The sequence below is a fragment of the Sphaerimonospora mesophila genome (genome assembly GCF_001417795.1).
GTDB lineage: Bacteria > Actinomycetota > Actinomycetes > Streptosporangiales > Streptosporangiaceae > Sphaerimonospora > Sphaerimonospora mesophila.
In genome coordinates, this window is the sequence record NZ_BCBX01000061.1 from 1 (window position 1) to 17,020 (window position 17,020).

General features: G+C 64.9%; 16 protein-coding genes. 4 read left to right on the forward strand and 12 right to left on the reverse strand.

Annotation, left to right across the window (positions count from 1 at the left end; translation table 11 throughout):
* Positions 1 to 495 (reverse strand): hypothetical protein (locus tag AP234_RS32630; RefSeq protein WP_063843182.1); only part of this gene is annotated, 495 nt, incomplete at its 3' end.
* A 425-nt stretch (positions 496 to 920) separates the two neighbouring features.
* Between AP234_RS32630 and AP234_RS32635 the strand changes: the two genes are divergently transcribed.
* Positions 921 to 1,805 (forward strand): nucleotidyltransferase domain-containing protein, encoded by an 885-nt coding sequence (locus AP234_RS32635; protein WP_055483617.1) that lies wholly within the window; start codon positions 921 to 923, stop codon positions 1,803 to 1,805.
* A gap of 11 nt (positions 1,806 to 1,816) precedes the next feature.
* On the forward strand, positions 1,817 to 2,719 hold the full coding sequence (locus AP234_RS32640) for an S-4TM family putative pore-forming effector (protein ID WP_152990745.1): 903 nt from the start codon (positions 1,817 to 1,819) through the stop codon (positions 2,717 to 2,719).
* A 150-nt stretch (positions 2,720 to 2,869) separates the two neighbouring features.
* On the opposite strand, the gene AP234_RS32645 is transcribed toward AP234_RS32640, so the two are convergent.
* From AP234_RS32645 to AP234_RS32690, 10 genes are all read right to left on the reverse strand, one after another.
* Entirely contained in the window at positions 2,870 to 3,895 is a 1,026-nt protein-coding gene (locus tag AP234_RS32645; RefSeq protein ID WP_055483619.1) for a DUF932 domain-containing protein, read from the reverse strand.
* Between the two features lie 159 nt (positions 3,896 to 4,054).
* Positions 4,055 to 4,618, reverse strand: coding sequence for a hypothetical protein (locus AP234_RS32650; RefSeq protein WP_055483620.1), 564 nt, complete (start codon positions 4,616 to 4,618; stop codon positions 4,055 to 4,057).
* A gap of 281 nt (positions 4,619 to 4,899) precedes the next feature.
* Positions 4,900 to 5,211 carry a hypothetical protein gene (locus tag AP234_RS32655; protein WP_235558525.1) on the reverse strand — a complete coding sequence of 104 codons (312 nt, stop codon included), beginning with the start codon at positions 5,209 to 5,211 and terminating at the stop codon, positions 4,900 to 4,902.
* Positions 5,198 to 6,718 (reverse strand): ATP-binding protein, encoded by a 1,521-nt coding sequence (locus tag AP234_RS32660; RefSeq protein ID WP_235558526.1) that lies wholly within the window; start codon positions 6,716 to 6,718, stop codon positions 5,198 to 5,200. The genes AP234_RS32655 and AP234_RS32660 overlap by 14 nt, the downstream gene beginning before the upstream one ends.
* Entirely contained in the window at positions 6,715 to 7,797 is a 1,083-nt protein-coding gene (locus AP234_RS32665) for a DUF4192 domain-containing protein (RefSeq protein ID WP_055483622.1), read from the reverse strand. Before AP234_RS32665 ends, AP234_RS32660 begins: the two co-directional genes overlap by 4 nt.
* A gap of 92 nt (positions 7,798 to 7,889) precedes the next feature.
* Positions 7,890 to 8,189 (reverse strand): hypothetical protein, encoded by a 300-nt coding sequence (locus AP234_RS32670; RefSeq protein ID WP_055483623.1) that lies wholly within the window; start codon positions 8,187 to 8,189, stop codon positions 7,890 to 7,892.
* A 23-nt stretch (positions 8,190 to 8,212) separates the two neighbouring features.
* Positions 8,213 to 8,650 carry a hypothetical protein gene (locus tag AP234_RS32675; RefSeq protein ID WP_055483624.1) on the reverse strand — a complete coding sequence of 146 codons (438 nt, stop codon included), beginning with the start codon at positions 8,648 to 8,650 and terminating at the stop codon, positions 8,213 to 8,215.
* 45 nt (positions 8,651 to 8,695) lie between these two features.
* On the reverse strand, positions 8,696 to 9,088 hold the full coding sequence (locus AP234_RS32680; protein WP_152990746.1) for a hypothetical protein: 393 nt from the start codon (positions 9,086 to 9,088) through the stop codon (positions 8,696 to 8,698).
* Between the two features lie 879 nt (positions 9,089 to 9,967).
* The gene (locus tag AP234_RS32685) at positions 9,968 to 10,780 is read right to left on the reverse strand and encodes a hypothetical protein (RefSeq protein WP_055483626.1); all 813 of its coding nucleotides are present in this window, start codon (positions 10,778 to 10,780) and stop codon (positions 9,968 to 9,970) included.
* 751 nt (positions 10,781 to 11,531) lie between these two features.
* Entirely contained in the window at positions 11,532 to 13,997 is a 2,466-nt protein-coding gene (locus AP234_RS32690; RefSeq protein WP_200926831.1) for a GmrSD restriction endonuclease domain-containing protein, read from the reverse strand.
* 20 nt (positions 13,998 to 14,017) lie between these two features.
* Between AP234_RS32690 and AP234_RS34460 the strand changes: the two genes are divergently transcribed.
* Entirely contained in the window at positions 14,018 to 14,401 is a 384-nt protein-coding gene (locus AP234_RS34460) for a DUF427 domain-containing protein (RefSeq protein WP_235558528.1), read from the forward strand.
* A 226-nt stretch (positions 14,402 to 14,627) separates the two neighbouring features.
* Positions 14,628 to 15,644, forward strand: a complete 1,017-nt coding sequence (locus AP234_RS32700; protein WP_055483646.1) for an SDR family oxidoreductase — start codon at positions 14,628 to 14,630, stop codon at positions 15,642 to 15,644.
* Here AP234_RS32700 and AP234_RS32705 read toward each other — a convergent pair.
* Positions 15,641 to 16,747: an XRE family transcriptional regulator gene (locus AP234_RS32705; RefSeq protein ID WP_152990747.1), complete on the reverse strand. Its 1,107-nt coding sequence runs from the start codon at positions 16,745 to 16,747 to the stop codon at positions 15,641 to 15,643. The two genes, AP234_RS32700 and AP234_RS32705, sit on opposite strands and share 4 nt — an antisense overlap.
* Positions 16,748 to 17,020 lie beyond the last annotated feature (273 nt).

Here is a 17,020-nt window from a genome sequence, read left to right on the forward strand (position 1 = left end):
AGTAGGGCTCTCCTCATTCGCGAGATACGCCTGAAGCAGGGTGAAGCCTGGCATCGCCTCGTGCGGCAGGACTCCCACGGTGAACACTTCCGGGTCGTCGAAAACCGGCTCCCCGCTTGGGCGGCGCGCGTACGGAACCCGCCCGTAGTCCACGCCGTCGTCTCGGTCGCAGCTCATCCAGGTGATGGCTTCCTGTTCGCCTTCCCTCAGGGGGTGGTTCGACACTGCTCGCATGGCCACGGTGCTCGGTGGCTTGAACACCCATACCTGCGGTACGGCAAGCACCCAGCGGGCCGCGTCGATCTCGTGGGCTTTGGCGGCAGCCCGCGTCTCGAAGGCGGCGGCGGTCAGCTCGTCACGGAGGTAGTCATAATCGCTGAGCACGAGCTTGCGCGCACCGTCCAACGCAACGATGGCAGGGCAGTCACGGGCGAGGATGCTCTTCTCCAGCCGCTCGACCACCTGGTTAAGCAGGCTTTCCGTCTCGTCGTTCATCGCGCCCTCCGAACGTTCGCCGCCGTGCCTGATCCTGCCCTATTAGGCGTCAAGTCAGAGGCTTGCACGTCACGGCATCTTGTCGCCGATCCTTGCACCACGGTGCTTTCATGCCCGTATGTCTAACACCGGGACTCATTCATGGTCCCCAGGTCACAGATCAGGTCCGGCGACCTGCTCTTCTTCGCCTACAGCCCCGCGACCCCCTGCACGATCCACCACGTCGCATCGTCTCCAAGCACCTGATACACGCTCCGCCATCGGCAGCGCTGCCGTAGGGGTCGAAACCTGGGCTGGTGCCCCCTGCCGAGAACTCCAGTTCATCGGTGCCGTTCGCCCCTACCTGACTCATTGTCGGAAATGTCGGTTCAGTCGGCTTTGTCGGCGGGAACCACTAGAGTTCCTGTGACAGGGGAGGCGAGACGTTGACTGCACTGTGGGAAGCGATCGACCAGTATCTGGCCGACCGTGCTCCGAAAGACTGGGAGAAGGCCGAGGTTCGCCGTTACCGGCAGCGGATCCACGAGATCTTGAACTCAGAATTCCGCCTGATGTCATTCTTTCAGAGCGGATCGTTCCAGCACGGCACTGCGGTCACTCCGCATAGCGACGTCGACTACATGGTCCGCATCCACTTCGAGGACAAGCCGAACTCGTCGAACACGATCCTCGACAAGATGCGTGACGTTCTGAAGCGCGAACTATGGGAAGCAAACAAGGTGTTTGTAGCGCGACCCACGGTGACCTTGCAGTTTACGGGCTTCGTGACGAACTACGAGATCACTCCGGCGTATCTGCTGCGTGGAGACAGCGATGAGAACCGGGTGGTGCTAATTCCGGATTCCGGCGGCGAATGGCGGGAGGCCGCACCTCAGGCGCACAACAAGTTCGTGGCTGAGATGGACCGCAAACACACTGGCGACGTCCGGAAGATCGCCCGGCTACTCAAGGCATGGAAGTACGAACACGCAGTCCCCATCTCGTCCTTCTACCTTGAGATGCGGTGCGCGGAGTACGGCAAGAACAACGCCAACATCTGGGCGCTCAGCACGCTTCGAACCATCGTCGGAAGCATGATTAGTAACGGCCTCGCAGCCATGAACGATCCGACGAAATTGGTTTCCCGCATCACCGCCTGCTCTGGTGAGTCGAACCGGCTTACGGCAATTACCCGACTGCGTGCCTTGAAGAAGCACCTCGATGCAGCCTATGGGGCCTGGCTGGCCGGTGAGTCGAAGAGGTGGGAAATGAACCAGGCCCTACGAGCGGTCTGGGGCACCGGCTTCCCGTACTGTGACCCTAGATCTTAGTAGAGGAATACATGGCAAGTAGTCAGCCGACGCCTATCGCGACCGCACAGAACACGGACTATTCACGGCGACTCCTCGCGGCACAGTCCCGCCTTTACACCGATGCCAAGCGTATCCATGATGTCCGGGTCGCGACCGTCGTTGTGCTTGCCATCGCAACCGTCGCCCTTGCCCTTACGCTCCCAGACCTTCGTCTGGTGGTTGGGACAATTGGTGGTGCGCTAACTTTTCTCTGGTCGATAATGGCCAGCGGTAGAGAGAAGCGTCGCCGTCGTGAGGCGGTTTATGTGCAGGAGGAGTTCGACACTCACGTCTTCGGCCTCCCGTGGAACAACTTCGCCGCCGACCACCCGTCACCGACTGTCATCGTCGAGTCCGCTGCCCGGTATCGCGGGAACCGAACGAAGGACTGGTACCCGGACACCCGCAATGTGGTCCGCCCATTGGATGTTCTGATCTGTCAGCGGAGCAACCTGGGATGGGGGTCGTCAATGCACCGACTCTACGCCGCGTGTCTGACCGGTGCCGTGGTCTTACTGGTTGTGGCTGGCGTGGTCGTTGCTCTGATAGCCCGACTGTCGGCAGCCGACGCTCTAACCGCAGTCCTGATCCCTTTCCTGGGACCAGTACGCGAACTCGTCGAGATGGTTCAAGCAAACCGGGACAGCGGAGACATGAAGGCCAAGACGGAGGCGAAGGTACTTGATCTATGGAGCCGGGGGTTGAAAGACGCAGGTGCCGTAACAATCGACGATTGCCGTGCAGTGCAGGACCGCATCTTGAGCATCCGGCAGAGCAATGCGCACGTTCCGGACTGGCTCGACAACATACGCCGCAGCCACAACGAGGCCCTGATGCAGGAAAGCGCTGAGCACATGATTGAGGAGGCCGTCCGACATGGTCGGACATACTGACCTCAGTGCGGTTCATTGTCGTACTTATGTTCTGACCTTGGCTCGCGTTTCTACTGTAATAGTCTGGTGGGCGCAGTCCTCCATGAGCCGTTCGAGGTACGGCTCCCGCAACCAGCCGAGGCGGGAGCCATACGATTTCGACATTCAGGGTTACGCCGCGGTGGCGTGGAATGGGCGGTCGAGGATCTTGGACAGGGTGAGCAGGGTGCTTTGATCGAGGTCGTCGACGCCGCCGGTGACGGCGCGGAGCATGTTGCGTTCGGCTCGCTCGGCGCCGCGTACGTGCTGCTCGTGATGGGTGAAGGTGTTCACCGCTTGGACCACGCCCCAGGCTGTGCCGCTCCAGGGGGCTACTCGGTGGTCGTGGTCCCAGAGCTTGGTCAGGGTGTCGCGCTTGTGTTCGGCCATGGTGCGGCTGCGGCCTCGCTCGTCGGGCGTCGGCACGTGGGCGTCCAGGAACTTGTTCCACTCCCGCCGGGTGACCTCGACCTGGCACAGGCCGCGTACGGCGGCGGAGAACTCATCGGCCAGCGTGTACACGATGTTCAATGCGTCACGGGCCTCGGCGAGCCGCAGCCGTGAGTGCCGCGAGTGCTTGATCTTGACCTGCTGTCCGCGTTCGGCGAGGCCGGCGGCCATGGTGTTGTCGCACACGATGCTCGTTACCGCCCGTTTGAACGTGGTGGCCAAGGATCCGTCGAAGGAGGTCGCGCCGAACAGGTGGGGGCGGAACTCGACGCCCTCGGGTGTGACCACGTTCTCGGGGATTTCGACCGACACCCAGGCGACCGCCCCGTTCTTCAGCAGCCCGGCTGAGCCGATCGACAGGTCGGAGTCCAGGAGCCGGGAGATGGTGTTGATCAGCCATTCGACGTAGGGATGCGGCTCGTACCCGTCGGAGAAGATGCCCATGACGTGGCCGTTGTCGCTCCGCACGATCGCCTGCCTGCCGGGTACCTGGGCGAGCCCGCCGCGCGGGTCCTCCACGTAGACCGGGCTGGACAACGCCTCCCAGTCGAACAGCCGCCGCTTGACGTCGTCGACGGGGATCGGGCCGGGGTAGTGGTTGGTTTCCTCCCCTTGCATGCTGGCGCGGTAGTGCCAGGCGGTGCCGCGCTTGTCGGTGAAGCCGATCAGCGTGTTGGCGTTCAGCCACTCCAGAGTTTCCTTGGACATGGTCCTTCTCCAATTTCGGTGGAAATGAGAAAGGCACCGGCCGTAGGCCGGTGTCGTTGCGTCGGTGGGTGTTGTGCGCTGGGCGGGACGTGGCCGGATCCGTTTCGGCTCCGCTTCCCGGGCGGGGGTTCGGGTGCGCTCGCGGTGTTCGGGTGCTGGTCAGGTGGCGCGGTGCTGTACGGCGTAGGCCATGCGTTCGGTGAGTTCGCGGTCGGCGTTGCGGATCTCGATGGTGCTGGTGGTGGTGTCGCCGTGCACGGTGAAGGTGCCGATGGTGGTGCCGAGCCGCCAGCGGATGACGGTTTCGTGTTCTTTCTCGGTGAGTGTCGCGTCCGGCAGCAGGGACAGCAGGGTTTCGGCGAACTCGGCCCGGGTGCCGTTCTCGGCCGTCCGGGCGGCGAGCCGTTCACAGCAGGCGGCCAGGTCTTTCCGGTAGTCGGGCAGGAGACGGCGCTCGATCCTTTTGGCGATGAACTTGGCCCCGCGGGCGGCTGTCACAGTGATCTCGTGCCGTCGCAGGTTGAGGAGCAGGCTGCGGCTTCCGTCGGGGTAGATGCCGAGCACTCTGATGCGCCCGTTCTGATTCCAGATCGGGTGCACGACGAGCCGGACGCCGGCCGGTCCCATCAGGTAGGCAGGATGGCCGGGCCGGACCAGTGGCGTAAAATCTTCAAGGTGTTCGGCGACCTCGAATACGAGCTCGTCGACCTCCCCTTCGTTCACGGGTAGATCTCCTTTCCTATTGTTGGTTGGCAAGTTCGGGAGTGGGCTGATCTCACCCGAAAGGAATAGCGTTGTGAATTTCCGGCCGGAAGCTGCGGCTTCCGGTCGCTCATTGCTTACATCTAAATACGGAAGGCGGGACGGCTCGAACGTCCGCACCTACGGGACTAGCGCGCGTTCTGAGCAGCGTGGACAGCCCGGATAGTGGCATGCGTGGTGCCGAGGTCGGTGGGTGCCGTGCGCTTGCACAGCACCCACCGACCGTTATCGCCACCGCCTATTTATTGCTGTTCTTCGTTGCGGAGCCGTTCTTGCTCGGTGCGGAATCGGTAGATGTCGCGGCCGGGTGTGGTGCATTCCTGGCAGCGGCAGCTGTATTTGTGGATGTCGCTGACGTGGAAAATCTGGACGCGGTTTTCCCATGGTGTGGGGTACAGCGATTCGTCCAGTTCTACGCTGGCGCGTCCACGCTTTTCGTTGACCTCGGTGACCTTTCCGGGGTAGAAAAACGGGGACTGGTAGGGCTCCGACCACCAGGGCCGTACTGGGATGTGGAGGAAGGGCCGGACCAGGACGCGGTCACCGACCTTCACCACTGTCGGCCCCCTTCCACAGCTCCAGCGCGCCCGCCGCGTCGTCGAGGCCGGGACGGTCGGCACCGCGCAGGTCTGCCAGCGTCCAGGCCACCCGCAGCAGCCGGGGAAACCCCTCTACCGTCAGCAGCCCCGTGTTCACGGCGGAGCGGAGCAGTTCGACGGCCTCGGGCTCGGCGGCAAAGCTGGTCCGTAGCTCCAGCGCGGGAACCTCGGTGTTGGTCCGCCAGGGTGTTTCGGCCAGCCGGTGGGCTGCCCGTACCCGGGCTGCGACCACCCGTGCGGCTACCGCCGCGCTCGACTCGCCGACTCCCCCGCTGCTGTTCTCCCACCCGACCGGGGCTCGTACGGCGATGCGTGGCAGGAGCAGGGCCAGCCAGCGCAGGTAGCGGCGTCTGTCCACCGGCGTGCACGCGCACGGTTGCTCTTGCGGGCACGGACAGCGGCGGACGTCGAGCACGAGCGTGAACCGCGCCGGATACCGGACGGTGCGGCCGAGCCCGGTGATGCGGACCTCTCCGGTGTCCATGGGCCGGCTCAGCCCGTCCAGCGTGGGACGGGCGAACTCGGGTGCGTCGGCCAGGTGCAGCACGCCGCGGTGGGCGAGCGAGACCGCGCCGGGGCGGTTTCCGGCGACGCTGCCGAAGATCGCCGCAGGTGTGGACGTGTGGTGCGGCGAACTGATCGGCACCCTGGCCCCCGGCGTCTTGTTAGACCGTCCAGCCAGTGAGTAGATCTCCGCGACCTCCCGGGCAGCCTCCCGTGACAGCGGCGGCAGGATGCCCGGCAGGCGTTCGGCGAGCATCGTGGCCGGGCCGTCCGCGACGAGGAACAGGTGGTGCCCGCCCGCCGCGCACACCTCCAGCGCGCGGCGGGCGGCCTCGTTTCCGGGAACATCGGCCAGATCCAGCCCTTGCCTGGGTGGCGATGCGGTCGCCAGGGGTTCGGGCGGGCGGTAGCGGTAGCCGTCCAACGTCCCGTTCCGCAGCCGTTCGATCACCTCGCCCAGCCGGGTCACGGGGATCACCACGGCTCCGGGTATCTGCGCCGCTTCCGGCGCGCAGCCGGCGGGCACGACCACCGTTCTGATTCCTGACGTCACGGCGGCGCGGACGGCGGGCAGGACGCCCCTGATGGGGCAGATCCCGCCGTCCAACGCCAGTTCTCCGAGGAACACCCGTCCGGCGATCCGCTCGGGCGGGACCACGCCGGAGGCGGCCAGGGTGGCCAGGGCCAGCGCGAGATCGGCCGCTGCGTCGTAGACCGGCGGAATCGCCGGACTCACGCTCGCGGTGACCTTGGCGTCCGGCCAGGCCGTACCGCTGTTGAAGATCGCCGAGCGGATCCGCGCACGGGCCGGCCAGACCGACAGTTCGGGCAGGCCGACCAGATGCAGTTCCGCCCCACCGGGTACGGCGTCGGCCTCGATGTCCACCACTCGGGCATCGAGGCCGACCAGCACCGTCGACCGGGTGGACGCGTACCCCGTCGTCATCCCCTCGGTCACCACCCCTCCGGCAGCACCGGCCACGTCCCCGCCGGGTACTGCGCCGCCTGGGCGCTGATCTCCTCAGCCATCCCGGCATGATCGATCCCAGAAGCCGTCTCCGGCGGTAGCCCGTGGTTGAGGGCGCATTGGACCAGTTCGGCGAGCCGGTATTCGGCATCGGCGGACAGGGAGCGCTCGACCGCGACCCGGGCCAGCGGTCCGTCACCGGTGCGTAGGGCGATGAACGCCAGCAGGGCGGCCGGGGCGGCGGCGAACTCCGGCTCCACCCGGCAGGTCAGTTCGGTCCACAGCCTGATGTGCGTGTCGTTGTCGTATCGGCCGATGAAGGTCATCGCTCCGTCCCGGACGATGATCGAGGTCAGCAGCACGCCGAGCCAGGCGACCATGTCCGGGGGTAGGTCCTGCCCCTGCTTGACCTTGTCGAGTGCGGCGCCGACCTGCCTCAGGCCCTCCTGATACCAGCCCTGGCCCCCGTCACGGGCGAGCGTGGCACGGACTTGCGTGCATACGGCACGCGTGGCGGCTGTCATCTGCTCGCGGTCTGGTCCGCCGACGGGGGCGAGCGTGGCGACCAGCGCCGCGCGGTCGGGCCGAGCGACGTGTCCGGCGAACACCGCCGCAGCGGCGGCCGGGTTGCCGGTGGCGTCGTAGGTGGTGCCGTGCGGGGGGCAGCATTCGGGATCGCGGCAGGAGTACGACCAGTAACGCCCGTCCTCGACCCGTAGGGCGTCGATCACCTCGATGCCGGCGTCGGAGAGTTTGCCGCATACGGCGTCCATTGCCGGGGTGACGTGCCATCCGGGCCCGTACCCGATCAGCAGCACGCGCCCGATGTCGTGGCGGGTGAGCAACTCGGCGAAGTGCCGGGCCATCTCCGGGCTGTCTTCTGAATCCTCCGGCAGGTCGACCCGCACGCTGACGCGCAACCCCCGCGCCCCAGAGTCTGGGTCGTGGCCGGGTTCGAAGGCCATGGCGACGATGCTGCGCTCGGGATGGAATCCCAGCATGTAGGGCACGATCGCGATGAAGTCCGCCGGTCGGCTCAGCCGCACGGTGTGATCCAGGCGAGCGGTCATGGATGTCCTCCAGACATGACAAAGCCCCCGGCGGCCAATGACCGGGGGCGAACGAACAAGAACAGAACGAAAGCTGTAAAGAAAGCGCGGGCTCAGCAGCACTCGACGCGGACGCCGCCGCGCGATCCCAGGAAGATCCACCGATCGGGATAGTCCGACCCATCGCGGGAGCGGTAGAGCGTGATCTCGCCGTGCTCACCCACACACGGGGTCAGCACCTCGGCAGCCTCACGGTCGATGAACGCGAACCGCGAACGCTGCCAATGCCCATAGTGGTACCGGTCGAGCAGCTTGCCCCGGGCCTCGGCCAGACAGGAGAACTCCTCCAGATCACCGGGTTCCGGCGGGCCGTACCCGCTGCCGCCGTGCCACAGACCGAACCAACGTCCCATGATTGCCTCCCCGATGGGGCGCGTCAGCGGGACGGGCAGCCGGGCGAGGCGTGGTCGCCGCCGCAGTAGCCGCACCAGTCGTCCATGGCGTAGATCGACAGCTCCTCGGCGTACCGATCCCGCCAATCCAGCTGGGTCGCCGTGTAGGAGTCGAAATAGTCCGCGTCCGTGTCCCCCGGTTCCAGGGTGAGAAAGCGCAGAACCGTCCGGGCGGCGTCGATCAGCTCATCGGGCGTGAGGACCGCGCCGACCGCCGAGCAGACGTCGGACGCGGCGAAGATCGTACGGCGGCGCCGCGACAGCCGGTACCGCCAGCGGATCCGGCCCTCATCGGTCCGCCCCGCGGCCTCCACCTCCAGCAGGTGATCGGCGTCGATCTGCCACGCGGGCACCAGCCGGGAACTGATGATCCACCCCGGCGGCAGGGTCAGGGCATGCGTCGGGGCATGCGTCATCGCCATGGCGACTCCAAAGAGACTCGTAAAGATGGAATGGAATGGCGGCCGTCACCAGGGGCGACGGCGGGCCAGATGATGCGGTCGCACGGTCGGGCTGACCATGTGGATCTCGCAGTCCCGGAAATCCAGGGCAGAGACGAAACACCGCGAGCAGCGGATCAGCCGCACGCGCGCCCCGGATGCCCGGTTGGTGTGCGTGGCGTCGATCCACAGATGGGTGCTGGCCAGGCAGCCGAGACAGGTGATCACCTCGGCGTCCATGGGCATCGGGGTGAGTGCCAGCGTCACCGCGTGCTCACGTACGCCGCCGGGATCGGCGGCGCACACCAGAGTCGCGGTATCCGGGCGGACCTCACCCAGCGCGATCACCCGCATCACCCGGCCACCGCTGGAGACCGACAGGTCCCCCACAGCCCAGCCGGGCGGGCCGGCAGCATTCACCTCCACAGGATCACTTTCCCTTTCGTACGGGTGCCCGTTCGGGCGACCTGCGTCCGTACGGATGTGCGGGAATCACAACAGCGGCATTCCGCGCGTCCGGCGGAGCGTGGTTTAACCAACGCTTTCACCGGCGCGAATCGCTCTCACTTAAATACGGTGACCGGAACGGCCCGACCGTCCGCACGCGGCAACAATTTCCGCAGCATTGCCGCGCGCGCCGCACTTCGACGGTTTGGCCGTTCCGGCCACCGGTTGCCGTTCAACGGTGCGACGATTCACCCCGTAGAACGGCATGCGAGAGCGGAGATCGCGCCGAACGCGTCAGGCGCGTACCGGCTAATTTCGCTCTCACTTAAGTACAGTGAACGGAACCGTCCGACCGTCCGCCCGCGGCAACATTTTTCAACGTCACCGCGCGGTATGCGGACAGTCGACCGTTCCAGCCCCGTAGCCGTCCGCGACACGGCAACGCACGCCGCGAAACAGCACGTCAGAGCGAGTATCGCGCCGGACGCGTGACACGCGTACCGGCGGTTTCCGCTCTTACTTAAATACGGGGACCGGAACCGCCCGACCGTCCGCACGCGGCAACGTTATTTCAGCGTTTCCGCGTCGCATCGACGGTCGACGTTCCGGTTACCTTAGCCGTTCCATAGCGCAGTGATAACGCTGCTGAACGGCGTGTGAGAGCGGGCATCGCGCCGGTACGCGTCAGGCGCGTACCGGCGGTTTCCGCTCTCATCTAAATACGGGTCGCGTAGCGGTCCAAGCGTCCGCGCCTCGCAAGATTATTTAGCCTCTCACGTGGGATGATGGCGATTCTCGCGAGCATGAGAAAGGGCCCTAGAACGCTCTCTAGGGCCCTCTCGCGAGCTTTCGTCAGTCCTCTGCGCTGTGGGTACCGGCGTGAGCCATCGTGCCCCTGACGTCGTCAAGACGCTCCGACAGTTCCCGCCACTCCGCCCGTCCGGCGTCACGCACCCGGATCACGTTCCGGCGGGAGCCGTACGCGCCCCCATGCCGGGCTTGGGCAGTCTTGGCCAGAACGCCCGCGCGCCCGAGGTCTTCAGCCTCAGCCGCGATACGGAGAGCGTTCCGCAGGATGGGGAAGTCCCTCCCGTCGCCGAATGCGGCGCGGAACATCTCAGCGCTGTTCTGGGCGACGCAGAACGCCACAGCGGCCCCCGTGACCGTCTCCGCACGTGGAACGCCGCGCATGAGCTGAGCCCCGGGTGTGGCGTCGATCTGATCCGCCGGAACGTCGATCCGGTAGCCGTTGCGCGCGGCGGCATCCCGAACCGCCCACCGCTGCAACGTTGTCCGCGTGATGGTCATCTCGCCGCCGTCGCGCCGCACGTAGATCCATGCGGGTGTGTCGACCGTGCTCTCAGATGCCCTCTCACACGATGCGCTGATGTCCCGCAGACGCTGCGCGAACAGAAGAACGGCATCCTGCGTGACGTCGTCAGACACATCATCCGTGCCGTATGGGGCGTGCCCCTGCTTAACGATGGTCGCGCTTCCGTCCATGCGCTTCCGTGACCGCGTGGCGTCGACCGTCCGGCAGTAGCCTCGTGCGAGCCTCTGAATCTCCGCCCAATCGTCCGATGTCACGCGCGCCATGTCCTCAGGCGTGAGCTTCTCCCCCGGAACGTTCGAAGGAACGCACTTACCCGGAACCCCGTTCTGCATGATCGCTCTCCGATTCTCTACGGCACACGATGCGTGCCGCCGTTTTCTTGGTCAATCCAATTGAACCGCGAAACGAAGATCGATTCAATGAGGTTGGGTCTATTCTTATCAACTTTACCAACTCTCGGAAACATCCAGAGAATGGAAAAAACAAGGCACGTCTGACGCAATCTCGAAAATGTGGATGAAGGGATCAGAATAGAAATAGATACTCTGTCGGCACTTAGTTCACAGGCCACTTACTTGCCAGGTATTAAAGTAGACCCCGATAGGTCTAGCCTCCGCGCCCTCCCTTTATGTGAGTCCTGGCTTGCTATCGAGTCGGGGTCGGCTGCGGGCCCACCTTGGCCCTCTCACCAGCGGACATGTCTTGCCTGATGAGCCCAATTAATAGGGAGACGTAGACGATAGGGCACCTGGAGAACCATCCGGAAGGGTACTGGCACGGCATCGCTGGCTTCAGGCGAAGCACGGGTGCATATCGATCCACGGTTGTTAGGTGTCGCTTGGCATGAGCACGAGCACGAGCACGAGATGTTACTGGCGCGAGCATGTCGATGATCGAAACTATGTAAGGCTCACCGAAACGGTCGCGAGTACGATATGACGTTTCTCCCACGGATCTTGGTTGCCCATAGCCCCGCTGACTGACCGATTCTATTGTGCAGCGGACGGGAGCCAAGCCGCCGTCCTCTTCTATCGATGAGAGAGTGCCATCACGAACTTCGAAAAGTGTCGTTTCGGCCCACGACTATTTGAACCACCGGTCGTGCTGATACTTGGATGCCTCGGGTCCGTCGAGCTCGTGCGTGGTGTTGTTGAGCCGGACGAGGAATACTGCTCCTTTCGCCCCGGTCTTCGTCCTGGTTGTATACACCGGCCCTGAGGCAGGCGCGACGTCGATCCGGGCAACCGTGCGTTCGTCGATGGTGCCGAACGCGACGGTCACGTTGGCCGTCACAGCTTTCCCGAAGGTCTGAATCAGCAGTTGGGTCAGCCATTGCTCCCAGCCGTCGGTGTTCTTCTTGGAGAAGACGGTCAAATCCTCCTCCAGGCCTAGCACCGACCCATCGTCCTGGACGCCGATGAGCAGCGTCCCCCCGTGACCGTTCATGAAGCCAGCGATCGTCTTGATCACCGCCCACGCCATCGCATGGTCCTGCTGCCCGGTGTTCAGGTTCTTGTAGCCGGTCGACTTGAACTCGACGACCTTGCTCTCCCCGGCCTTGATCAGCGACTGGATCCCGCGTGCCAGCGCGTCACCGTCGCGTTGTCCGGCGAATGGGCTGCCCTGACCGTCGCTGCGGTTCACCGGCCGGCCGGTCGCATCCTCGATCTGGCGGATCAGCCGTTCGTAACGCGCGTCGAAGACGGCGCCGAAGTCGTCCTGACGAAGTGCGAGCGGGTCGATGTCGTGGCTGGTGAGGATCGCGTCCAGGTCCTGCGGGTCCACCGGCACACCGGTCTCGATCGCGGCCAGATACTTGCTCGGCGCGCTCGCGCCCATGTATCCCGAGGTCTTCCCGTCGATGGCGGTCTTGTTGACAACGCAGTTGGCGTCCGCGCTGTCAATGCCGTTCGCTGCGCACCATTTCTGCGGGAAGATGTGGCGGATGTCGATTGAGTCGGCCGCGTACGCCTTCGCGTCGATCGTCTCGCCGGTATGGAAGTTGCGACCGCCACGCTTCATCATGAGTGCGTAGAGACCCTTGTAGGCGGCACTGTTGCGGGTGCGCAACCTCAGCAGTCGCTCAGCCTGGAACTGCGACTCGCGTACCGTGCGCGGTTCCTCGCCGTCTTCCCGAATCCACGCGAGCACGTCCTGCAGGTCGTTGGCGAAGCGGGTGTCAGTGGTGCCGCCGTACAGCTCACCGAACACCCCACACCAGTACCACTGACGTAACTTCGCGGTCGGTTTCGGCGTGAACGCGGCCTCGCCAAGCAATGTGAGGATCGCCGTCAAGGGAACGAGCTGGGTGCTGTAAGGGAGATCACGGGCGTGGAAGATGCGCTCACCGTGGAGGAACCGCACCGCACCCTGCAGCGCCTCGGTGACGGCGTCGGCCCAGCGCCGGTACTCGCTCAGCGGAAGCGCCAGCATGTCGCGGCGCTTGGCCGACACCGCCGGGACGCGATCACCGCGAGCACGTTCCCGGGTGCGCTCCTCCCAGCGGCCACGAGTCCAGAGCAGCGTGACGATCTGCAAGAAGGTCGTGGCGTCCAGGTCCGCGAGCAGCGGCTCGTCCGCCCAGGTCGCCTGCCGGCTCTCCCAGTCGTCGCGCAACCGGAAGTTCTCCGCAGCGTACGTCGCCGTCAGCAGCTCAAAGACCGTCAGTTCGACGCCGCCGGTGTTCACCTTCTCGAAGACCTGGCAGACGGCCTCCTTGGTAGTCTCCTGATTAAGTGCGATCCGCGGAACGCTGTACTGAAGGAACGGCAGGGTCAGCGTCTCCTGGAACCTCTTCCAGATTCTCATCTGCTCCCGCGGTGGTCCCGCCTCCAGATAGGCAAGTTGCCAATCGGAGGTGGCAGCCGGGTTGAGCACGATGCTGAGCGGGAAAAGGCCGGCCTTGCCGGCCCGCACCTGTGCCTCGGTCGTGGAGGCGTCGAGCACGACGTCACCGCGGGCATTCACCCGTCGCTTGTCTACCGGTAGTGACAGGATGGCGTCATTCCGGTCCGCGTCCGGGTCGATGCACGCGTCGATGTCGGCGAAGTACCAACGCTCGGTGTCGTTCTTCCGGGCATCCCGGGTCGGGACCGGCGCCCCGGAACGGAGCGCCAGGTAGAGCGAGGTCGTACGCTGCTGCCCATCGAGCAGCAGATATTGCGGGGCGCTCTTCGCGGCCGGGTTCGGGACTCCCTCGAGTGGCCGGGGCTGGAATCGCACGTCAGCGTTTCCGGTCTCCAGCGTCATCACGGTGCCGATCGGGAACGAGCGAGAGACCGAGGCCAGCAGACTCACGATGTGATCGTCGTCCCAGACCCACCCACGCTGGAAATCGGGTAACTGCAGTACACCCTGGTGCGCTTGGTTGAGTAGGTCCGCCAGCGGAATGTCGCCACTCTCGAACGTCTTCACCAGCCCAATTCCTCCCCACAGACACGCTCTCGCGACAGGGTAGACGAAAGCGCTCAGGCATACGCCACGATTAACACCTCCTGAGGAGCCGGTCCCGACGCACGCTGCTTCAGAAACATCCACCAACGCATTCACCTGCCGCTGATCGTGTGCTGATGCTGGTTTGTCGCCCTTATGGTCAAAAGTCGATGAGTTCGACGGTTACTGTCGCGATGTCACCTGCGTCGAGCGCTTCGGCCGTGCGGACAGCGACCTCCTCCCGGCCGATCGTGCTCACCGAAACGAGCTGTCCACCGCGCTACTACCTGCCGCCGGCGGACGTAAAGATCGATATGCTCCGATCATCGACAACGACGCCGCACCGCCCGTTCAAGGGCGATGCCACCTACTGGTCGGTTCAGACCGGTGACGGTGTGGCCGAGGACGTGGTCTGGTCCTACACGAAACCGTTCCCGAGGGTGGAGAAGATCGCCGGATTGCTCGCCTTCTGGACAGAGAAGCCAGGCGTCACGCTCGAGGTGAATGGGCAGACCGCGTAGGCGTCGTGGGTTGCGATCACCGCCACGCGCAACAGACTGTCCGCTTGACGGCGCTGATCATCCGCTTCTGCCGCTGATCGGTTGCATCGCCGTTTATGTTGGCGTTGTTCCTCGAGCCTCATGTTCCAGATCGTTGCTGACGAGGGTGAAAAAGCGTCTGACTGACCTGCAGCAGGCAGGGCCCATACAGTCGACGTAGCGATGAGCTTGAGCGATGATCAGAGGCATGAGACTGCTGGTGCTCGGTGGGACGCGGTTTGTGGGCAGAGCGCTTGTCGAGCAGGCCGCCGCGCTCGGGCACCAGGTGACGACGTTCAACCGCGGCCGGACGGGTCAGGACGTGCCCGGCGTCGAGGCCGTTCGGGGGGACAGGGAGAACGCTGCTGATCTCCATGCCCTCGTCACCGGTCGCGAATGGGACTGGGTCGTGGACACCAGTGGCTACGTTCCCCAGGTCGTGGGCAACGTCGCACGACTCCTGTCCGGCAGGGCGGGAGCGTACGTCTTCCTCTCCACCGTCTCCGTCTATCCGGATTGGCCGGCCGAGCCGGTCGATGAGGCCAGCGAGACCTACGAGTGTTCGCCGGACATGCCTGGCACCGCAGAGGACGAGGCGAACTGGACCGCCGCGCAGTACGGCGCCTACAAGGTGGGCTGTGAGCGCGCCGTACAGGAGGCGTTCAAAGGGCAGGTCACGATCCTCCGGCCGGGAGTGATCCTGGGACCTCTGGAGAACGTCGGCCGATTGACATGGTGGCTGACGCGCATCGCCCGGGGCGGCAGGGTCCTTGCTCCTGGTGCTGCCGGGAAGCCGATCCAGCCCATCGACATCCGTGACCTTACGGCCTTCACGCTGAGCTGCCTCGAAAAGGAAATCACGGGCACCTTCAACATCACCGCCCCGAAAGGGCACGCCACCTTTGGTGAGCTGCTCGACGCGTGCCGAGCCGTCACCGGTTCCGACGCTGAGCTGACCTGGGTAAACGATGAGTTCCTGGTCGTGCGGAAAGTGCGGCAGTGGACGGAGATCCCGCTGTGGCGCACTCCTCCAGGGACCTGGACGGTGGACTCTGCGAAGGCGACGGCAGCAGGCTTGACCTGCCGGCCGATCGAAGAGACGGTTCGGGACACGTATGCCTGGCTCACGGAGAGTGGCGGGCCACTCGCTTACGACCGTCAAGCCCACCACGGGTTGTCCCCCGAGAGAGAGCGCGAACTTCTCCAACTATGGGATCGCCGTTAGAAGGAGGCCGGCAGGGCCCGAGTCGCCGTCTCAGTAGTGAAATCCTCGATCTTGTCCATGAGAACGCCTGCCTCCCTCGACGGGATCGAGGTCAATGACACCCGGACCTGTCCCACACGCTTCACCAGGCCCTCAACGCGTCGGTCCGGCTGGAGCGCGAACACGGAAGACAGCGCATCGGCCGCGCCGTCGATCTCACCGGAAAGGAGGCGAGCTGCGGCCAGGTCGACGGACGCGCTCGCCTCCGCGGCATACCACCGCTGGTCAGCAGGAACGGCTCGATAAAGCGTGAGTGCCCGTTCGCACTCTGTCTCCGCTTCCGGCGCCATACCCGCGCTCAGGTAGGCGGATCCGGCACAGAACACCTGGCGGGCCTCGTCGAACCCGAACTCCCCGCCCACCTCGTCATGGAGCTCTCCTCGCGGCCCCCGGGCATCCTGCGCCGCGAGGATCGCATCACGAGTGCCGTCGATATCGCCGAGAAGGGCGGATGCCCGACTGCCGATGCTGAACAGCCGTACCCGCGTCGTACCGGGAGGAGCGATCTCCAACCCTCGTTCGACCAGTCGAAGCGCCTGTGCGGGGCGGCCTGCCCAGAACTCCACGCACGCCAGCAAGCCGTCCGCCCATGCCGACAGCTCGTTGTGGCCGATGACCTCTCCGTACACGCGAGCCGCCCTCGCCTGCTCCGCTGCGGCGTACGGATAGCCAAGATCAAAGCTCGCACTGCCTAGCAGCCCGCAAATCTGTCCAGCAGCCAGGTACAGATCACGTTGCTGTCGGGGATTGCGAGTGCGGTCCAAGAGGCGGTACGTGCGGTTGCGGATGCGGGTCAGCTCTCCGAAGAGTGGAAGCGGTGCGGCATGTACGTAGGCACGGGCGAGTCGGATGACGTCGTCGTTGAGCTGGTCCAGGGCGTTCGGACCGATGGAGGCGGCCTCGATTTCGGCGACGTGATCGCTGGATTCGCCGGCGGCGCTCATGATCAGTTCCCGTTCCGTCGTGGGGACCGGAGTCTTCACGCCCGGCGAGTAATCGGTGGCGAAGCCGAGCTCCACCGGGCCGGTCCGAAAGAGGCGACACAGCAGGTCGAGGTAGTCCACCCCAGGCCGATGCCCGCTCTCCCAGTCAAGCCATGATCTCTTGGTCAGTCCCCTGGCGCCAAGTCCCTGCTCTTGGCACATCCGGTGCAGCGCCTGAACGGCCCTCTCGGCGCTGCTCCAACCGTTTGCCAACCGGAGGCATTTGAGCGGGTGGTGCCCACAACACTGTCCGATCTCGGCCGCGATCGCGTGGATCACGCGTATCGGAGGCGGGTCGGCTTCCTCAAGGAGCCGACGCATGCGGATGCGCTGGGCGCACTCCACATGGTGTCC

What these genes read in the sequence shown, in the direction of transcription:
- AP234_RS32665 (WP_055483622.1), bottom strand. Translation starts at nt 7,797, where the DNA reads ATGACCGCTCGCCTGGATCACACCGTGCGGCTGAGCCGACCGGCGGAC.
- AP234_RS32645 (WP_055483619.1), bottom strand. Translation starts at nt 3,895, where the DNA reads ATGTCCAAGGAAACTCTGGAGTGGCTGAACGCCAACACGCTGATCGGC.
- AP234_RS32675 (WP_055483624.1), bottom strand. Translation starts at nt 8,650, where the DNA reads ATGGCGATGACGCATGCCCCGACGCATGCCCTGACCCTGCCGCCGGGG.
- AP234_RS32640 (WP_152990745.1), top strand. Translation starts at nt 1,817, where the DNA reads ATGGCAAGTAGTCAGCCGACGCCTATCGCGACCGCACAGAACACGGAC.
- AP234_RS32700 (WP_055483646.1), top strand. Translation starts at nt 14,628, where the DNA reads ATGAGACTGCTGGTGCTCGGTGGGACGCGGTTTGTGGGCAGAGCGCTT.
- AP234_RS32685 (WP_055483626.1), bottom strand. Translation starts at nt 10,780, where the DNA reads ATGCAGAACGGGGTTCCGGGTAAGTGCGTTCCTTCGAACGTTCCGGGG.
- AP234_RS34460 (WP_235558528.1), top strand. Translation starts at nt 14,018, where the DNA reads ATGCTGGTTTGTCGCCCTTATGGTCAAAAGTCGATGAGTTCGACGGTT.
- AP234_RS32670 (WP_055483623.1), bottom strand. Translation starts at nt 8,189, where the DNA reads ATGGGACGTTGGTTCGGTCTGTGGCACGGCGGCAGCGGGTACGGCCCG.